The organism is Actinomycetota bacterium, from assembly GCA_005888325.1.
Taxonomy (GTDB): domain Bacteria; phylum Actinomycetota; class Acidimicrobiia; order Acidimicrobiales; family AC-14; genus AC-14.
The window spans coordinates 51,153-66,714 of the sequence record VAWU01000026.1 but is presented as its reverse complement, the minus strand read 5'-3'; the positions used below and the strand labels follow the sequence as shown (position 1 = coordinate 66,714).

19 protein-coding genes, 1 tRNA gene and 1 other RNA gene are annotated in these 15,562 nt (G+C 70.1%); 11 read left to right on the top strand and 10 right to left on the bottom strand.

The features are described 5' to 3' along the window. Window positions 1-45: 45 nt before the first annotated feature. Both mce and ccrA read right to left on the bottom strand, forming a co-directional pair. Entirely contained in the window at window positions 46-474 is a 429-nt protein-coding gene (mce, locus tag E6G06_10005; protein ID TML91381.1) for a methylmalonyl-CoA epimerase, read from the bottom strand. Next, window positions 471-1,808, bottom strand: coding sequence for a crotonyl-CoA carboxylase/reductase (ccrA, locus tag E6G06_10000; protein ID TML91380.1), 1,338 nt, complete (start codon window positions 1,806-1,808; stop codon window positions 471-473). The genes mce and ccrA overlap by 4 nt, the downstream gene beginning before the upstream one ends. A 66-nt stretch (window positions 1,809-1,874) precedes the next feature. On the opposite strand from ccrA, the gene E6G06_09995 reads away from it, so the two are divergent. Next, window positions 1,875-3,059: an acetyl-CoA C-acetyltransferase gene (locus E6G06_09995; protein TML91379.1), complete on the top strand. Its 1,185-nt coding sequence runs from the start codon at window positions 1,875-1,877 to the stop codon at window positions 3,057-3,059. A 43-nt stretch (window positions 3,060-3,102) separates the two neighbouring features. Here the strand turns inward: E6G06_09995 and recR are convergent, their stop codons facing one another. From recR to ffs, 4 genes are all read right to left on the bottom strand, one after another. Further along, window positions 3,103-3,702, bottom strand: a complete 600-nt coding sequence (recR, locus tag E6G06_09990) for a recombination protein RecR (protein ID TML91378.1) — start codon at window positions 3,700-3,702, stop codon at window positions 3,103-3,105. A 6-nt stretch (window positions 3,703-3,708) separates the two neighbouring features. Then, the gene (locus E6G06_09985; GenBank protein TML91475.1) at window positions 3,709-4,026 is read right to left on the bottom strand and encodes a YbaB/EbfC family nucleoid-associated protein; all 318 of its coding nucleotides are present in this window, start codon (window positions 4,024-4,026) and stop codon (window positions 3,709-3,711) included. A gap of 48 nt (window positions 4,027-4,074) precedes the next feature. Next, the gene (dnaX, locus tag E6G06_09980) at window positions 4,075-5,874 is read right to left on the bottom strand and encodes a DNA polymerase III subunit gamma/tau (protein ID TML91377.1); all 1,800 of its coding nucleotides are present in this window, start codon (window positions 5,872-5,874) and stop codon (window positions 4,075-4,077) included. A 45-nt stretch (window positions 5,875-5,919) separates the two neighbouring features. Beyond that, an RNA gene (gene ffs / locus E6G06_09975) (signal recognition particle sRNA small type) lies at window positions 5,920-6,018 on the bottom strand. A gap of 48 nt (window positions 6,019-6,066) precedes the next feature. Here ffs and E6G06_09970 point away from each other — a divergent pair. The 3 genes from E6G06_09970 to E6G06_09960 all read left to right on the top strand — a co-directional run bounded on the left by E6G06_09970 (window position 6,067) and on the right by E6G06_09960 (window position 7,424). After that, window positions 6,067-6,154: transfer RNA gene (locus E6G06_09970), tRNA-Ser, on the top strand. Window positions 6,155-6,228: 74 nt separating this feature from the next. Continuing rightward, window positions 6,229-6,969 (top strand): hypothetical protein, encoded by a 741-nt coding sequence (locus E6G06_09965; protein ID TML91376.1) that lies wholly within the window; start codon window positions 6,229-6,231, stop codon window positions 6,967-6,969. Window positions 6,970-6,983: 14 nt separating this feature from the next. Beyond that, window positions 6,984-7,424, top strand: a complete 441-nt coding sequence (locus E6G06_09960; protein TML91474.1) for a nucleoside deaminase — start codon at window positions 6,984-6,986, stop codon at window positions 7,422-7,424. Window positions 7,425-7,524: 100 nt separating this feature from the next. Here E6G06_09960 and E6G06_09955 read toward each other — a convergent pair whose 3' ends face one another. Both E6G06_09955 and E6G06_09950 read right to left on the bottom strand, forming a co-directional pair. Beyond that, on the bottom strand, window positions 7,525-7,953 hold the full coding sequence (locus tag E6G06_09955) for a sterol desaturase family protein (GenBank protein TML91473.1): 429 nt from the start codon (window positions 7,951-7,953) through the stop codon (window positions 7,525-7,527). Further along, window positions 7,842-8,276, bottom strand: coding sequence for a hypothetical protein (locus E6G06_09950; GenBank protein ID TML91375.1), 435 nt, complete (start codon window positions 8,274-8,276; stop codon window positions 7,842-7,844). Before E6G06_09950 ends, E6G06_09955 begins: the two co-directional genes overlap by 112 nt. A gap of 101 nt (window positions 8,277-8,377) precedes the next feature. Here E6G06_09950 and E6G06_09945 point away from each other — a divergent pair, with 101 nt between their 5' ends. Genes E6G06_09945 through E6G06_09915 form a run of 7 tightly spaced genes read left to right on the top strand, consistent with a single transcriptional unit; the run spans window position 8,378 to window position 12,358 of the window. After that, window positions 8,378-8,848: a chromate resistance protein gene (locus tag E6G06_09945; GenBank protein ID TML91374.1), complete on the top strand. Its 471-nt coding sequence runs from the start codon at window positions 8,378-8,380 to the stop codon at window positions 8,846-8,848. Next, window positions 8,845-9,273 (top strand): chromate resistance protein, encoded by a 429-nt coding sequence (locus E6G06_09940; GenBank protein ID TML91373.1) that lies wholly within the window; start codon window positions 8,845-8,847, stop codon window positions 9,271-9,273. Before E6G06_09945 ends, E6G06_09940 begins: the two co-directional genes overlap by 4 nt. Then, window positions 9,270-10,505 carry an MFS transporter gene (locus tag E6G06_09935; GenBank protein ID TML91372.1) on the top strand — a complete coding sequence of 412 codons (1,236 nt, stop codon included), beginning with the start codon at window positions 9,270-9,272 and terminating at the stop codon, window positions 10,503-10,505. Before E6G06_09940 ends, E6G06_09935 begins: the two co-directional genes overlap by 4 nt. Next, the gene (locus E6G06_09930; GenBank protein ID TML91371.1) at window positions 10,502-10,825 is read left to right on the top strand and encodes a hypothetical protein; all 324 of its coding nucleotides are present in this window, start codon (window positions 10,502-10,504) and stop codon (window positions 10,823-10,825) included. Before E6G06_09935 ends, E6G06_09930 begins: the two co-directional genes overlap by 4 nt. Then, window positions 10,822-11,265, top strand: coding sequence for a chromate resistance protein (locus E6G06_09925; protein ID TML91370.1), 444 nt, complete (start codon window positions 10,822-10,824; stop codon window positions 11,263-11,265). Before E6G06_09930 ends, E6G06_09925 begins: the two co-directional genes overlap by 4 nt. Beyond that, on the top strand, window positions 11,262-11,996 hold the full coding sequence (locus tag E6G06_09920) for a hypothetical protein (protein ID TML91369.1): 735 nt from the start codon (window positions 11,262-11,264) through the stop codon (window positions 11,994-11,996). The genes E6G06_09925 and E6G06_09920 overlap by 4 nt, the downstream gene beginning before the upstream one ends. Then, complete coding sequence (locus E6G06_09915) at window positions 11,993-12,358, top strand: hypothetical protein (GenBank protein TML91368.1); 366 nt, start codon at window positions 11,993-11,995, stop codon at window positions 12,356-12,358. Before E6G06_09920 ends, E6G06_09915 begins: the two co-directional genes overlap by 4 nt. Here E6G06_09915 and E6G06_09910 read toward each other — a convergent pair. Together E6G06_09910 and E6G06_09905 are read right to left on the bottom strand one after the other, a co-directional pair. After that, window positions 12,352-12,927: a transcriptional regulator gene (locus tag E6G06_09910; protein ID TML91472.1), complete on the bottom strand. Its 576-nt coding sequence runs from the start codon at window positions 12,925-12,927 to the stop codon at window positions 12,352-12,354. The genes E6G06_09915 and E6G06_09910 overlap by 7 nt on opposite strands. A gap of 97 nt (window positions 12,928-13,024) precedes the next feature. After that, window positions 13,025-15,547, bottom strand: a complete 2,523-nt coding sequence (locus tag E6G06_09905) for an EAL domain-containing protein (GenBank protein TML91367.1) — start codon at window positions 15,545-15,547, stop codon at window positions 13,025-13,027. Window positions 15,548-15,562: the final 15 nt, after the last annotated feature.

Here is a 15,562-nt window from a genome sequence, read left to right as displayed (position 1 = left end):
GAGACTACGGGGTGCCTGCTCCCCGCTCGGACCGCGCTTCCGGAGCTACTCCTGCACCAGCTCGATGAGCGTGCCGAGCGACGTCTTCGGGTGGAGGAAGGCGACGGTCGTGCCGCGGCTGCCGGTGCGCGGGTGCTCGTCGACGACGCGGCCGCCCTGGTGCTTCACGCCCTCGAGCACCGACGCGCAGTCGTCGACGCGGTAGCCGACGTGGTGCAGGCCTTCGCCGTTGCGCTCCATGAACTTGGCCAGTGGCGACGTGTCGGTGAAGGGCGTGAGCAGCTGGATGTAGGAGTCGGCCACCTTGATGAGCGCCTCCTCCACCCCGTCGCTCTCGATGCGCTCACGGTGGGCGACGGTCGCACCGAACATCCGCCCGTACCACTCGACCGCGGCGTCGAGGTCGCGCACCGCGATGCCGACGTGGTCGATCTCGGTGAAGACGCCGGATGTGTGCGCGTGACCCCCGCTCACGCGTGTCGCCGGAAGAGCGTGATGCGATCGTCCCCCACCTTGGCGCGCAGCTCGGGGTCGTCGATGCCGAGGCCCTCCTCGGGCGCGAGACACAGCACGCCGAGCTTCCCTTCGTGCATGTTCTTGTGCACCTGGTACGCCGCCTCGCCGACGTCGTCGAGCGCGAACACCTGCGACAGGATGGGCTGGATGCGGCCGAGCCCGACGAGGCGATTGGCCTCCGACGCCTCCTTGTAGTTGGCGAAGTGGCTGGACTTGATCGTCTTGAGCTTCATCCACAGGTGGCGGTTGTCGTACTCGATCATGTAGCCGCTCGTCGCCGCGCACGTGACGATCGTGCCGCCACGCTTGGCCACGAACACCGACGCCCCCATCGTCTGGCGCCCGGGATGCTCGAACACGATGTCGGGATCGTCGCCGGCCAGCTCGCGGACGCGCTTGCCGAAGCGGCGCCACTCGCCCTCGTCCTGCGTGTGCTCGTCCTTCCAGAACTTGAAGCCCTCGGCCTTGCGGTCGATGACGGCCTCGCAGCCAAGCTCGTGCAGCAGCCCGACCTTCTCGGGGGACGACACGACGCCGACCGGGATGCCGCCGCCGTTCAACGCGTACTGCACCGCGTAGCCGCCCAGGCCCCCGCTCGCGCCCCAGATGAGCACGATGTCTCCCTGCTTCATCGGCGCGCCGTTGTGGCTCACGATCATGCGGTACGACGTGGAGTTGGTGAGCGCGTTGCAGGCCGCCTCCTCCCACGTGAGGTGAGTGGGCTTGCGCATCAGCTGATTGGCCTTGACGACGGTGAGGTCGGCCAGGCCGCCGAAGTTCGTCTCGAAGCCCCAGATGCGCTGGTTGGTGGCCAGCATCGAGTCGTCGTGCGCCGAGGGATCCTGGTCGTCGACGTGATTGCAGTGGATGGTGACGCGGTCGCCCGGCTTCCAGTTGCGCACCGCGGACCCGACACGGACGACGACACCGGCGCCGTCGCTGCCGACCACGTGGTACGGCAGGTCGTGGCGCGCCCCCCACCGGCTCTCGCGACCGAGGCGTTGGAGGAAGCCGAAGGTCGGGAGCGGCTCGAAGATCGACGTCCAGACGGTGTTGAAGTTGATGGCCGACGCCATCACCGCCACGTATGCCTCGTCGGGCGCCAGCTCCGGGACCGCCACCTGGTCGATGTGCAGGCTCTTGTGGGGGTCCTTGTCGGCGGACGGCATGCCCTCGAACATGCCGACCTCGTCCTTGCGGATGACCGCGGCGCGGTACGACTCGGGCAGCGGAATGCCGGCGATCTCGTCGCCGGACGTGTGGTTCTGGATGGCGTCGAGGAAGGCTCGCATGGGCCGAACGGTAGTGGCCCGTCCTAGACTCGTTCGAGTCCGCCATCCTGCCCGGAGGTTCGCACCATGCCCGGTTCCGTCATCGTCGCTGGCGCCCGCACGCCGATCGGCAAGCTTTCCGGCGCCTTCGCCGGCTTCTCGGCCATGGACCTGGGCGGCTTCGCCATCAGGGCCGCGCTCGAGCGGGCCGGAGTGTCTCCGGACGACGTCGACTACGTGTTCATGGGCCAGGTCCTCCAGGCCGGACAGGGCCAGATCACGGCCCGTCAGGCGGCGGTGAAGGCCGGCATCCCGATGACGGTGCCCGCCACCACCATCAACAAGGTGTGCCTGTCCGGGCTCAACAGCATCTACCTCGCCGACCAGCTCATTGGCAGCGGCGACGCCGACATCGTGGTGGCAGGCGGCATGGAGTCGATGACGGCCGCGCCCTATCTGCTCCCGGGTGCGCGCGCCGGCTACCGCATGGGCGACAACAAGGTCGTCGACGCGATGATGCACGACGGGTTGTTCTGCGCCTTCGACATGTGCGCGATGGGGGCAGGCACCGAGAAGTACACGAAGGCCGCCAAGGGCATCACCCGCGACCGGCAGGACGAGTTCGCCGCCGCCTCCCACGAGCGCGCGTCGGCCGCGATGAAGGGCGGCCGGTTCGCGGACGAGATCGTCGCCGTCGAGGTTCCGCAGCGCAAGGGCGACGCCATCGTGGTCGACACCGACGAGGGCGTGCGGCCCGGCACCACCCCCGAGAGCCTCGGCAAGCTGCGCCCCGCGTTCGATGCCGACGGCACGATCACCGCGGGCAACGCGAGCCAGATCTCCGACGGTGGCGGCGCGCTCATCGTGATGTCGAGGGCCGAGGCCGAGCGTCGGGGTGTCACGCCGCTCGGCGAGGTCGTCAGCTACGGCCAGGTCGCGGGCCCCGACGCGTCGCTGCTGACCCAGCCGTCGCACGCCATCCATCAGGCGCTCGACAAGGCGGGCAAGCAGGTGGCCGACATCGACCTGTTCGAGATCAACGAGGCGTTCGCGGCGGTCGGCCTGGCCTCGATGGACGACCTCGGCATCGACGCCGACATCGTGAACGTGAACGGCGGCGCCATCGCCCTCGGCCACCCGATCGGCATGTCGGGCGCGCGCCTGGCGCTGACGCTCCTGCACGAGCTGAAGCGCAGGGGCGGCGGCACGGGCGCGGCTGCTCTCTGCGGCGGTGGCGGCCAGGGCGACGCGCTGGTGGTGAAGAGCCTGTAGGCGGCCCGAGGCTGCTTCTTGTCGTACGACAAGAACGCGCTGGCTACGCCTCGACCTCGCGGCGGCCTTCCAGCGCGCGGCCGAGGGTGAGCTCGTCGGCGTACTCGAGGTCGCCGCCCACCGGAAGGCCGCTCGCGATGCGCGTGACCTTCAAGCCGAGCGGCTTGAGCAGGCGGGCGAGGTACATCGCGGTGGCCTCGCCCTCGATGTTGGGGTTGGTGCAGAGGATGACCTCGACGATGCCCTCGCGGTCGAGGCGCACGAGCAGCTCCTTCACGCGCAGCTGCTCGGGCCCCACTCCCTCGATCGGGTTGATGGCGCCCTGGAGCACGTGGTACCGGCCGCGGAACTCCTGGGTCTTCTCGACCGCGACGATGTCGCGCGGCTCCTCCACGACGCAGACGAGCGTGGGGTCACGGCGCTCGTCGAGACACAGGCCGCACAGCTCGCCCTCGGCGATGTTGTAGCAGCGCGTGCAGAACGAGATGCGGTCCTTCACCTCGTTGATGGCATGGGCGAGCCGCTGCGCGTCCTCCTTGGGCAGCTTCAGGAGGTAGAACGCGATGCGCTGGGCCGACTTCGGGCCCACGCCGGGCATGCGGCCGAGCTCGTCGATGAGGGCCTGGACCGGGCCGGCGTACAAGAGCGGCTAGCCGAGGAGCTTGCCGATGTCGCCGAGGCCGAGGTCGCCCATGGCCTCCTGGCTGACGGCCTGGGCTTTGGCCACGGCGTCGTGGATGGCGGCGAGCACGAGGTCCTGCAGCATCTCGACGTCGTCGGGATCGGGGTCGCCCGTCGGGAGCGCCGCGGGGTCGATCGTGACGGAGCGGAACTCCATCCCGCCGGTGACCCGCACCTTCACCGCGCCCCCGCCGGCCTGGCCCTCGACCTCGGCCTCGCCCGCGGCGGCCTGCGCGTCGAGCAGCTGCTGCTGCATCTTCTGCGCCTGCTTGAGCAGGTCGCCCATGTCGGGGATGTCGGGGGGCTGCGACCTGCCTGCGTTCGGTGCCATCGGCTAATCCTCCACGACCTCGGCGCCCTCGAATATCTGCATCACGTGGTCGACCGGCGAGGCTACCTCCGCGGCCGGGGCATCCCGGAGGTCGCTCAGGTCGATCTCGTCGTCGGGCTGCGCGGACGGGTGGTCGGGCGCCGGCGGCGTTCCCGGCTCGATCACGACCAACCGCAGCGGCACGGGCCGGCCGAAATGGGACGCGAGCGCCTGCTCGACATCGGGCCGGCACTCCTCGCAACGGTCGCGGTGGACCGAGTTGGGAAGCGCGAACGTCGCCCACGTGTCATCGACGCCGACGAAGTGGCCGCCGCCGAAGCGGACCTTGGCGCGCTGTGGCAGCGCCGCGAGCACGACGTCGCCCCACGCGAGCGTGAGCTCGTCGCGGGTGGGAAAGGAGCCGGCGGGCTCGGGCGCGGGGGCCGCGCGGCTCGGCGGCTCGTTGTTCTGCTGCGGCTCGGTGCTCGATGGCGGCTCGGTGCTCGACGGCGGCTCGGTGCTCGGCGGCTCGGGGTCGGGTGCCTTCGCCGGGGTCGGCGGCGCGGCGCGCACCCCGCCGAGCGCGGCGCGCGCGCGATCGGCCGGGCGCGCCGCCTTCGGCTCGGCGCCGGGTGGCTCGTCCTGCCCGCTGTCCGTCGCCCCACGACCGGACTGCCCGCGCTCGAGGCGCTCGATGCGCTCGAGCAGCGCCGCCGGCGAGATGTCCGCATCGGGCCGGCACTGACGTACGAGCGCCACCTCGAGCAGCACGCGCGGGTCGGGCGCGTCGCGCATGGCGACGAGCGCGTCGCCCAGCGCCTCCATCGCCCGCACGATGGCGGCGGGCCCGAGCCGGCGGGCCTGGTCCTCCACGCGTGCCAGCTCCTCGTCGGGCAGGCCGACGAGCGAGCGGGCCATCGTGGCGAGGAACACCTGGCGCAGGCGCTCGAGCAGGTCGCGCGTCACCTGGCGCGCGTCAAGGCCCGCGGCGGTCCGCTGCGCGATCGCCACCAGGGCGCGGCCCGCATCACGCTCGCACAGTGCCTCGATCACCTCGTCGGCTGCCTCCGCCTCGTCCTCCAGGCCACCCGCCGCGGCAACCTGGTCGAGCACGGACAACGCGTCGCGAGCCGATCCGTGGCCACGTCGGGCCACCCGGTCGAGGTCCGCGGGTGAGAGGTCGAGCTTTGCGTCGTCGGCCACCCATCGCAGGTGCTCGGCGATGAGCTCCGTGGGGAGGAGCCGGAACTCGAAGTGCTGCGCGCGGCTGCGGATGGTCGGCAGCACCTTCTGCGGGTCGGTTGTCGCGAGCACGAAGATCACGTGGCCCGGCGGCTCCTCCAACGTCTTCAGCAACGCGTTGGACGCCGGCGCCGAGAGCATGTGCACCTCGTCGACGATGTACACCTTCCAGCGTCCGGGCGTGCCGAGCGCGGCCCGCGACACCAGGTCGCGCATGGCGTCGACCCCGTTGTTCGAGGCCGCGTCCAGCTCGTGCACGTCGAGCGAAGAGCCCTCGGCGATCGCGACGCACGAGGCGCAGGTGCCGTCTGGCTCACCGTCGACGGGCGCGGCGCAGTTCAACGCCTTCGCCAGGATGCGGGCGGTCGACGTCTTGCCCGTGCCCCGCGGCCCGCTGAAGAGGTACGCGTGCGTCACGCGCCCGTCGCGGACCTCGTTGCGCAGCGTGCGGGTGACGTGGTCCTGGCCCCGCACCTCACCGAACCGCTGGGGGCGATAGCGCCGGTAGAGCGACTTCCACGGCTCCGGCGGCGTCATCGAGTGCGGTGCTTCCGACGGCGTTGTTTCCGACGGCGGTGTCATCGACGAGCGAGGCTAGTGCTCGTCCCCCGTTCCGCCGTTCGACGCAGCGGCCAGGCGGTCTGCGGCACACGGGACGACCCGCTGAGAGCTGCTGCCTCCCGGCCCTGACTCGGTTCACGGGGTGCCGTTGCGCAGGACCCGGCCGCTGCGTGGAACGGCGGAACAGGGCCGAGGATACCCTGGCCCCTCCCGGGAGGGATGCGAGAGCGGCCGAATCGGCACGCCTGGAGAGCGTGTGTGGGGCAACCCACCGTGGGTTCAAATCCCACTCCCTCCGCCAGCCGGCCAGCCGGTCGACGAGCCGGCCAGCCGTCGCGGGGTCCGGCCGCCGCCCCGTCTGGGAAGATGGGACGCATGGCGGTGGCACCGGTGAGCGAAAGTGATGCGATCGACGCGCCGCCGCCGATCTCGCCGTCCACGTCGGTGCTCGCGTTCCTGCTCGCGATCGGCGGGGTGGGCCTCGTCGGGCTGGCCCTCGTCGGCGGGCTCTACGCGACCGTGTCACACGCGACCAAGAAAGCCCCGACTCCCACGACCGTCGACGTAGGCGTACCCGGCGCGGCCGCAGGCGTCGCGCCGGCGGTACGTCCGCTCAGCGATGTGCTGGTCAACACCACGCCGGCGGAATACACCCAGGTCGACCCGAGCGCGGGGCCCAGCGGCCCGTTCGACCTCGCCGGCTTCGTCCGGTTCGCCGAGAACCCGAAAGCGGATCGCGTCGCCTTCGAGCGCAACGGCTTCGTCGGCGGCTTCGTCCGGACCTGGCGGCGCGCGGGCCCGTTGGGGGAGAGCCGGCTCGTCGCGTCGGTGTTCGAGTTCTCCACCGCAGACGGGGCGAAGGCAGTCGAGGAGTACGAGAGCGCCCGCACCGTTCGCGAGGACAAGGGTGTCCCGTTCACCCTTGCGGGGGCGAACGCGCTCCAGTTCGAGCACCGCGTGGGGAAGACGACGACCCATGGCTACGCCGTCACGATCCGTCGAGAGGGCGACGACCGCCTGTACTACCTGGCCGCGCTCTACCCGACGCAGCTGCCTCCTGACGAGATCATCGCTCTCACCCAGCAACAGCAACGTCGTCTGCGGTCGGGGGGTTGACCCACGACGACGCCATGACCGTCGCCCTGGCGGAAGCCGAGCGGGCGGCGGCCGAGGGCGAGGTACCCGTCGGCGCGGTGGTGATCGCCGGCGGGCGCGTGATCGCGCGGCGCCACAACGAACGCGAGGCGCGCCACGACCCGACCGCGCACGCGGAGGTGCTCGCATTGCGCGATGCGGCAAACGTTCTTGGCCGCTGGCGCCTCAGCGACGCGACCGTGGTCGTGACGTTGGAGCCGTGCCCCATGTGCGCGGGCGCGCTCGTGGCGGCACGCGTCGGCGGCGTGGTGTTCGGCGCCAGCGACCCGCGTGCCGGTGCCTGCGGGTCGCTCTACAACCTCTGCGCCGACCCCCGCATGAACCACGAGGTCGCAGTGACGCCGGGTGTGATGGCGGACGAGGCGGCTCGCCTGCTCGAGCAGTTCTTCTCCGAGCGGCGCGACCGCGACCAGTAGGCTCTCTCCCGGAGGGATGCGAGAGCGGCCGAATCGGACGGTCTCGAAAACCGTTGTGTCCTTGCGGCACCGTGGGTTCAAATCCCACTCCCTCCGCTGGTCAAGTTCGAGCCGGTTCGAGTCGAGACGGCCGTCGAGCACGCGCCTCGTTCATCGGTCGGCAGAAGGCCGACACGAACCGTTGGGGATATTCGTCGATCTCTCCGGGCACCCCGGTTCGCTCGGTCGGACGGGCGTCGCGTGACACGAAACGGTGGAACAGCCGATCCCAGACGGTGAGGACCGTGCCGAAGTTGTTCTGCGTCGTGGCCGGCAGGTGATGCAGCCGGTGTAGGCGCGGTGTCACGAACACCATCTCGAGCCATCGACCGCCGACCCGCAGGTTGCTGTGTCCGTTGAGGGCGAACGCGGCGTAGATCACCAGGGTGGTTCCCACCGTCGATGCGGAAGGTGCTCGAACATGTGGGTGCGCGTTGTCGCAAGGCCGTCGAGTTGAAGGCTCGAGTGGTGGACCTTGTGCACCGACCAGAGCTTGTCGGAACGGTGGATCCCGACGTGGACAGCGAAAGCGACGAAGTCGTAGACGACGACGGCCGCGACGACACGGACCACGAAAGGCAGACCGACAATCGAGTCCGCGACGACAGGGATGGCCAGCTTCGTCAACTGCGGCCGGAACACAAAGGTCGAGATCAGGTTCGCCGTCGTCGCGACGAGATACCACGCAGCGTCGGTTGCCACGAAGGGCCGGAACAGGCGACTAGGACGGAACTGAAACGCCGGCACCCGCTCCAGGGCGGCGACGGTGAGGAACAGGCTGGTGAGGACGAGGAAGGACAGGCCGGGGCTCATGCCGGCAACCGTGAGTCACTCTGTTCTGTAACCATGGTTGCACCATACAAGTCCTGAGCGGCGCGTTGCAACCGTGGTTACATCACGCCTACGCTGGCGGCGTGGCCACGTCGGAGTGGGTCCTGCTCGCCTATCGGCTCCCCCGGGAGCCGTCGACACCGCGGATCACCGTCTGGCGCAAGTTGCGGCGGCTGGGGGCGGTCCAGGTAGTGGATGGTCTGGTCGCGTTGCCGGCGGATCCGCGCACGGTGGAGGCGTTCGACTGGCTGGCCGACGAGGTCCTCGAGGCCGGCGGTGAGGCCTGGACGTGGCGGGCAACGAGCTCCAAGGCGCAGGACCGGGCGCTCCGCCAGCGGGCGAGCGACGCGGTCGGCGAGGAGTACCGCACGTTGGTGACGAAGGCGAGTGACGCCGAGACGGACCCGCAGCGCCGCACCGTGGACCGTCTCCGCCGGGAGCTGCGCAGCATCGAGGGCCGCGACCATTTCGGCTCCAAGGAGCAGGATCGAGCGCGGCGCGCGGTCGAGCGCCTCGCCACGCTCCAGGATGCGCAGTCGGAGGCGGCACGATGAGGTGGGCGACGCGGGCCGGATGTCACGTGGACCGCGCCGCATGCGCATGGGTGCTGCGTCGCTTTGTCGATCCCGGTGCCGAGTTCGTCTTCGTCGAAGACCCCGCGGACGTCCCCGCGGACGCCACACCATTCGACATGCGCGGTGTCGAACTCTCGCACCACGGCGGGGACTGCAGCTTCGAGACGATCCTGCGCCACTTCCAGCTCGAGGATCCTGTGCTCTGGGAGGTCGCCCGGCTCGTCCACGAGGCCGACCTCGCCGACGACCGATACGACGAACCGGGCGGGCCCGGGCTCGACGTGATCAGCCGGGGGCTCACGCTGGTGCTCGACGACGAGCGCGTCCTCGAGGTGACAGCGATCATCTTCGACGGGCTGTACGAACACCGCCGCCGGTCCCTGCTCGGCGAACGGCCGGGATGACGACCGTCTCCGACGATCCTCGGCGTCGGCTTTCCAGTGATGCTCGGCGGGTTGTCCTGGCTCAGGCGCTGCGGGCGGGCGTGTACGGGTTCGGGTCTGTCCTTCTCGGTGCGACGCTCGACTCGCTCGGTTTCAGCGCGGGCGAGACGGGGCTCGTGCTCGGTGCGGTTGTCGGCGGAACCGTGGTGGCGTCTTTGGCGGTGGGACGGTGGAGCGACCGGTGGGGCAGACGCCGTTCGTATGTGACCCTCTACGTGCTGCTCGCATTCACCGGTGTGGTGTTCGCGGTCGCGTCGAGTCCGTGGATGCTGGCGATGGTCGCGTTGACGGGGGCGTTGTCGACCGAGGTGGTCGAGTCCGGGCCGTTCACGTCGCTGGAGCAGGCGATGCTGGCCAGCGACCTCGCGGGCCGTGAGCGGCTCCGCGGCTTCTCGCTGTACAACGCGGTCGCGGCGGCCTGCGGGTCTCTCGGCGCGCTCGCGGCTGTCGTGCCGGGTTGGGCCCGTGAGATCTGGACGGACGCTCCCACGGATCAGCGCTGGTTCCTCGTCTTCGTGCCCGCCGCGCTCGCGGGCGCGACCGTCGCGGGGTCGTTGTCTCCGCGGGTGGAGGCCGACCGGCCGCACGTGCCACCACGGCGACTCCGGGCGTCCCGACCTGCCATCGCCCGGCTGGCGGGGCTGTTCGCGGTGGACTCCTTCGGGGGCGGGTTCACCGTGCAGTCCTTCATCGCGTTTTGGCTGCACCGCCGCTTCGGCGCGTCGACCGCCGAGATCGGCGTCGTGTTCGCCGCGATGGGGATGCTCCAGACCGGGTCGTTCCTGGCCGCCGGGCGCCTCGCGGAGCGGTTCGGGTTGCTGCGCACGATGGTCTTCACCCACCTGCCGTCCAATCTCTTGCTGGGCGCGGTGGCCTTCGCCCCCGGGTTCGGCGTCGCGATCGCGTTGCTGCTCGCCCGGACCGCGTTGTCCCAGATGGATGTGCCCACCCGGCAGGTGTACGTGATGACCCTCGTCGACCCGAACGAACGCACCGCCGCGGCGGCGACGACCAACACGGCGCGCTACGCGGTCAGACCGTTTGCCCCACCACTGGCCGGCGCGGCCGCGTCCTCGATCGCGCTCGGCGCGCCGTTCGTCATCGCCGGAGCCATCAAGGCCGCCTACGACCTGGTGCTGTGGCGCTCGTTCGCGACCGTGCCCGTCCCTGATGACTCGGAGGTTCCCGCATGATCGCCTGCCTGCGCACCGTCGACGTGCCGCCGCGCGAGCGCGAGCGCTACCTGGCGTGGATCGCCGAAGGTCGTCCGGTGCGAGAGGCGGCCGGGATCCTCGCCGAATGGGTGCTGGAGCCGGCCATCGGTGACGGCTGGACCGTCGTGATCACGGTCTGGCCGAGCCACGAGGTGTTCGACGCGTGGATCGCCACGCCGGAGCGCGGTGCCCTCACCGCATCAGACGTCCACCGGTCGGTCGAGTACCGCCCCATCACTCGTTACGACGTCGTCGGCGGCTACACCGCACCGGCCCTTGTCCAGGAGGTCATCGCATGAAGTGGGTCACCCGCGCCCGCCCGAAGACCGACCGCATCGCCTGTCCGTGGCTGATCCGTAGGTTCATCGACCCCGACGCAGAGATCCTCTACGTCCCCACCGACCAGGTCCTCGCCGTCGCCGAACGCGAAGGCGCGCACGGGTTCGACACCCCCGGCGCCGAGTACGACCACCGCGGCAACAAGTGCACCTTCGAGGTGTTGATCGACGACCACGACCTCGATTCGGACCGCGCCCTCGTCCGCCTGGCGCGCATCGTGCACGCCGCCGACATCGACAGCGAGCTCCACACCGACCCCTACGGGCCGGCCCTGCTCGCGCTCGCCTTCGGTGGTCTCGACGTCGAAGCCGACGATCACCGCCTCCTCGAGCGCGCGTCGTTCGTCTACGACGCGCTCTACGCGTGGTGCGCGCAGCAAGTCGCGTCGGGCCTCGCATGACCGGGCCGATCGGTTACGACGACCTGCGGGCCGACACCGTGGTCCAAGTGGCGAAGCTCATGGCCGCGTCGGCGATCACCGCCCCGAAGTCGGGCGGCCAGCTGTTCCTGGCCGGCAAGCACAACTTCATGGAGACCGTGATCGTCGAACCGGCCGACACCCGCCATCGGTTGGCCGAGTGGATGCGCGCCCGCGGCAAGGAACGGCGCGAGGCGATCTGGTTCCGCGACGCCGACGTCGCCGAGGCCATCGACGCCGTGCTCTTCGTCGGGATGGTCGACTGGTATCCACCCAACTACGACTGCGGCGCCTGCGGTTACGCCACCTGTGCCGAGTTCTTGCACGCCACCAAACCGCTGCGTGACGACTCGGCCGACCTCGAGTTCGTCGGCCCGACCTGCAACCTGCGCGACGTCGACCTCGGCATCGCGGTGGGCTCGGCGGCCAAGACCGCTGCGATCCACTCCATCGACTGCCGCTGCCAGACGCGCATCGCCGTCGCCGCTCGCAAGCTCGGCCTCATCCGCGCCGACATCGCGGTCGCACTCTCGCTCTCGCTCACGCACAAAGCGGTCGGGTTCGACCGGCGCATCGCCGAGGTCGACGTCGATACTCTCGACTACCCGCCAACCGGCACCCTCCCCGTCGGTGTCGAAGGAGGCGAGCGCTACGGCGGCGTACGCAACCGCCAGCAACCGCGCAGTCCGATCCGGGAGAGCGGCACGACGTGATCGGATGGGGCCAGATCTTCTACGGCGCCGCGCTCACGACCATTGTCACCGCTTTGGTATTCGTCTTCGTCAGACGTGAACGCAGCCGCCAGGTGCTCATTCCCGCGTTGGCCGCCGCGCTGCTCGGCCCCATCACGTGGAACGCCGTCCTGCACCGCGCCGGCGGGAACGGCTTCTTTGTCGACATCCCCTTCAAACCGTTCCCGATCAGCTGGCAGGACACCGTCGACGGCATCGTCACCTTCGCCGTGGCCTCCGTCTTCCTCGGCATCGCCCTGCGCCGCGAACCCTCTGGCCGCGTCATCAGCCTCGCCGCCCTCGTCGCCGCCGTCGCGCTGCTCGTCGACGTCTACTGCTACTGACGGCCCGGGCGCGCTCGGTGGTGCGTCTCGAGCGCAGCTCCTGCGGGTCCCCGGGAATGTGTCTTCTCGGGACGCTCGCTGGGCGATTCGGGTAACTCCTCGGGCGGCGTCCCCTGCAGACACGCGAGGGCGCGCCGATCGTCGGCGCGCAGCGTGAGTACCCGTCCGTTGAAGTCACCGCGCTGCAGCTGGATCATTCGCACGTAGCGTTGGAGCATCTCGTCGTTCGGGCCGTTCACGTTCCGGAGACGCTGCAGGTCGACGACCAATCTCTCGCGCGACGCCTCATCGCGCGACAACAAGGCGGTTCCAGGTGCGGATGCGTCCGCCTGCTCGGGGAGCAGGTAATCGACGGGCACGCCATAGAAACGCGCCAGGCGCCGGAGTCGTGCAACGGAAATGGCGCGTTCACCGCGCTCGTAGGCGCCCAGCACCGCTGCCTTGAACTCCTGAGCGGAGCTCGACTCGACCCGCTCGAGCGAGAGCCCCCTTTGGCGCCGCACGCTCCTCAGTCGCCGGCCGAGCTCGCGTGCGTCGTCGCGCTCGGCGGGGTCGACGTCCGTCTCCATCGCCTCGTCGCCTCCGGCCAGCAACCTCGCGACGCGGTCCAAGTCCACGCGCTGGAGCGTCATCGCTCCACCTCCACCGTGCGACGGCGCGACGCGCTCACGTTGCCGTTTCCGCCGCCGCGACCAGCACCTGTCGCCGGTCCCGCAGCCACGCGGTGAGCTGGCTCGCGGGCGAGGGCCGGCAGAGGAAGTAGCCCTGGGCGACGTCACAGCCGATCTGTCGCAGTCGCTCCCAGGTGACCTCGTCCTCGACCCCTTCGGCCAGGACGCTGAGGCCCAGGTTGTGCCCGAGGTCGACGATCGAACGCACGATGGAGGCGTCGTTGGGATTCGTGATCATGGCGGCGACGAACGACTTGTCGATCTTCACCTCGTGCACCGGCAGGCGCTTGAGATACGACAGCGACGAGTAGCCGGTGCCGAAATCGTCCACCGACAGGCCGATCCCCATCGCCCGCAGGCGGTCCAGGATGGCCACCGTGCGCGCCGGATCGGACATGACGCTGCCTTCGGTGATCTCCAGAGTGAGACAATTCGGCTCCACACCCGCCTCGCCGAGCAGCGTCTGGATGTCCTCGGGGAGCTGCAGGTCGAGCAGGCTGCGGGCCGAGAGGTTCACCGCCACGCCGACCGCCAGCCCGGCATCCTTCCAACTTCGACACTGCGCGAGGGCCGCGCGCAGCACGTAGGTCGTCACGACGGGGATGAGCCCGGTGTGCTCGGCGATGGCGATGAACTCATCAGGGGCCATGGAACCGTGCTCGGGATGGGTCCAGCGCACCAGCGCCTCGACGCCCACGACCCCACCGGTGGCCAAGGACACCTTGGGCTGATAGTGGACCTGGAGCTCTTCTCGCTCGATGGCGCGGCGCAGATCGCCAACCAGGGCCAGGCGCCGAGGGCTGTTTTGATCCAGCTCGTTCGCATAGAACGCCACGCCGCTCTGGTCCTGCTTGGCCGCGTACATGGCCACGTCGGCGCGCTGCAACAGGATGGAGGAATCCTGACCGTGGACGGGTGCGACGGCGATGCCGATGGCGGCGCCCAGCTCGAGGGAGAGCTCCTCGTGCGCGAACGGCTCCGACAACGCGCGCCGGATGAGCCCCGCGACCTGCCCGGCCTCCTCGAGGCGGGCGATGCGGGGCAACAGAACCGCGAACTCATCGCCGCCCAGGCGAGCCACCGTGACGCTGGGGTCCAAGCTGCGGACCAGGCGGGCCCCGAGCTCCTGGAGCAGGCGGTCGCCGTGATGGTGGCCGAGGGAGTCGTTCACCTCCTTGAAGCGATCCAGGTCCATGAGCAACACCGCGACCAGCTGGCCATGGCTCTTCGCCGCGGACAGCGCCTCACGCACCCGCTCGTGAAAGAGGACGCGGTTGGGCAGGCCGGTGAGCGAGTCGTGCAGCGCCTCGTGGCGCAGGCGATCGATGAGACGACCGTTGTGCAGCGCCACCCCGGCGTGATTGGCGATGGTCTCGAACAACCGGGCGTCCTCGTCATCGAACGTGCTCACGTCACCCAGGCGGTTGGCCACGCTCAACAGCCCGATCACACCGTCGTCGCCGTGGAGCGGCGCGATCAGGCAGTCCCGCCAACCACGCCGAGACAGGTAGGCCCGCAGCTCGGGCTCACTGGTCGTGCGCGGTACCACCAGCGCATGGGGGTGCGCGGCCACGCGCACCAGGAGCTCGTCGAGCTCGTGGAACGCGAGGCCGCCTTGCGCGTGAGGGGCCTCTTCCAGCCCCACGCTCAGGCGCTTGGCTCCGTCCTGGTCGGGACTCGGCATCAGGATGAGCTCGGCTTCCTCGCCACGCAGCAGGTCGCGGGCCTGGCCGAGCACGGCGGAGATCACGTCTTGAGCACGGGGCGCGACCCCGACCACCTTGGTGAACTCGTAGAGGAGCGCCAAGCTGGCGTGACGATTGACGAGCGTCGCATAGGCCCGGTAGGTGACCAGCACGACCGCGGCGACGACCAGCAGCAGCCAGCCGGCGCGTGCGTCCTGCCACAAGGCGGTCACGGCAACGAGGGCCAGAGCCGTGTTGGCCATCGCGGCCGATGCGCCCACGCTCATCACCCGCGGCAGCTGTTCGGTGTGCAGACGGCCCTCGTGCAACGAGATGACCAAGGTGACGAGCAGGCCGGCCAGCACGGCGACCGCCAGCGTCGCCGCGAAACCCGCCAGCCAGGCGCGGGGCCCGAAGCCGGGATGCCCACCCAACACCACCTGGAAGGTCAGGAGGGCGACGCAGGCCTCCAGCGCGAAGTGGCTCAGGTTGAACACCAGCTTGATCAGCGGTTGCTTGCGGTGGACGACCAGCGCCACGCCGCCGCCGAGCAGGTGGCCGACGATGAGGGCCGCGGGCGACCCGAAGAAGAGGCCCATCACGATCGGGATCTCGCTGAGCGAGATCGAATGCGTGTCGCGTCGGAACTCCAGGTGGATGACGAAGACCTCCGCCGCTCCGAAGCCGAGGGCGAGGGCCCACCAGGGGGCGTGCAGGGCGCCGGGCAGGGAGGTGTTGTCCACCCAGAACCGGAACACGACGGTCGCGAGCCCGAGCAGGACGATCGAGAGGCCCAGCACTCGCCGGGTGGCCGGCGAGAGCCGGGCCGACACCGAGCAGTTGTTCCG

Excerpts from the sequence above, each read along its gene's own strand:
- ccrA (TML91380.1), bottom strand. The coding sequence starts at position 1,808 with ATGCGAGCCTTCCTCGACGCCATCCAGAACCACACGTCCGGCGACGAG.
- E6G06_09995 (TML91379.1), top strand. The coding sequence starts at position 1,875 with ATGCCCGGTTCCGTCATCGTCGCTGGCGCCCGCACGCCGATCGGCAAG.
- E6G06_09985 (TML91475.1), bottom strand. The coding sequence starts at position 4,026 with ATGGGCGACCTGCTCAAGCAGGCGCAGAAGATGCAGCAGCAGCTGCTC.
- dnaX (TML91377.1), bottom strand. The coding sequence starts at position 5,874 with ATGACACCGCCGTCGGAAACAACGCCGTCGGAAGCACCGCACTCGATG.
- E6G06_09965 (TML91376.1), top strand. The coding sequence starts at position 6,229 with ATGGCGGTGGCACCGGTGAGCGAAAGTGATGCGATCGACGCGCCGCCG.
- E6G06_09960 (TML91474.1), top strand. The coding sequence starts at position 6,984 with ATGACCGTCGCCCTGGCGGAAGCCGAGCGGGCGGCGGCCGAGGGCGAG.
- E6G06_09950 (TML91375.1), bottom strand. The coding sequence starts at position 8,276 with ATGAGCCCCGGCCTGTCCTTCCTCGTCCTCACCAGCCTGTTCCTCACC.
- E6G06_09940 (TML91373.1), top strand. The coding sequence starts at position 8,845 with ATGAGGTGGGCGACGCGGGCCGGATGTCACGTGGACCGCGCCGCATGC.
- E6G06_09935 (TML91372.1), top strand. The coding sequence starts at position 9,270 with ATGACGACCGTCTCCGACGATCCTCGGCGTCGGCTTTCCAGTGATGCT.
- E6G06_09930 (TML91371.1), top strand. The coding sequence starts at position 10,502 with ATGATCGCCTGCCTGCGCACCGTCGACGTGCCGCCGCGCGAGCGCGAG.
- E6G06_09925 (TML91370.1), top strand. The coding sequence starts at position 10,822 with ATGAAGTGGGTCACCCGCGCCCGCCCGAAGACCGACCGCATCGCCTGT.
- E6G06_09920 (TML91369.1), top strand. The coding sequence starts at position 11,262 with ATGACCGGGCCGATCGGTTACGACGACCTGCGGGCCGACACCGTGGTC.
- E6G06_09910 (TML91472.1), bottom strand. The coding sequence starts at position 12,927 with ATGGAGACGGACGTCGACCCCGCCGAGCGCGACGACGCACGCGAGCTC.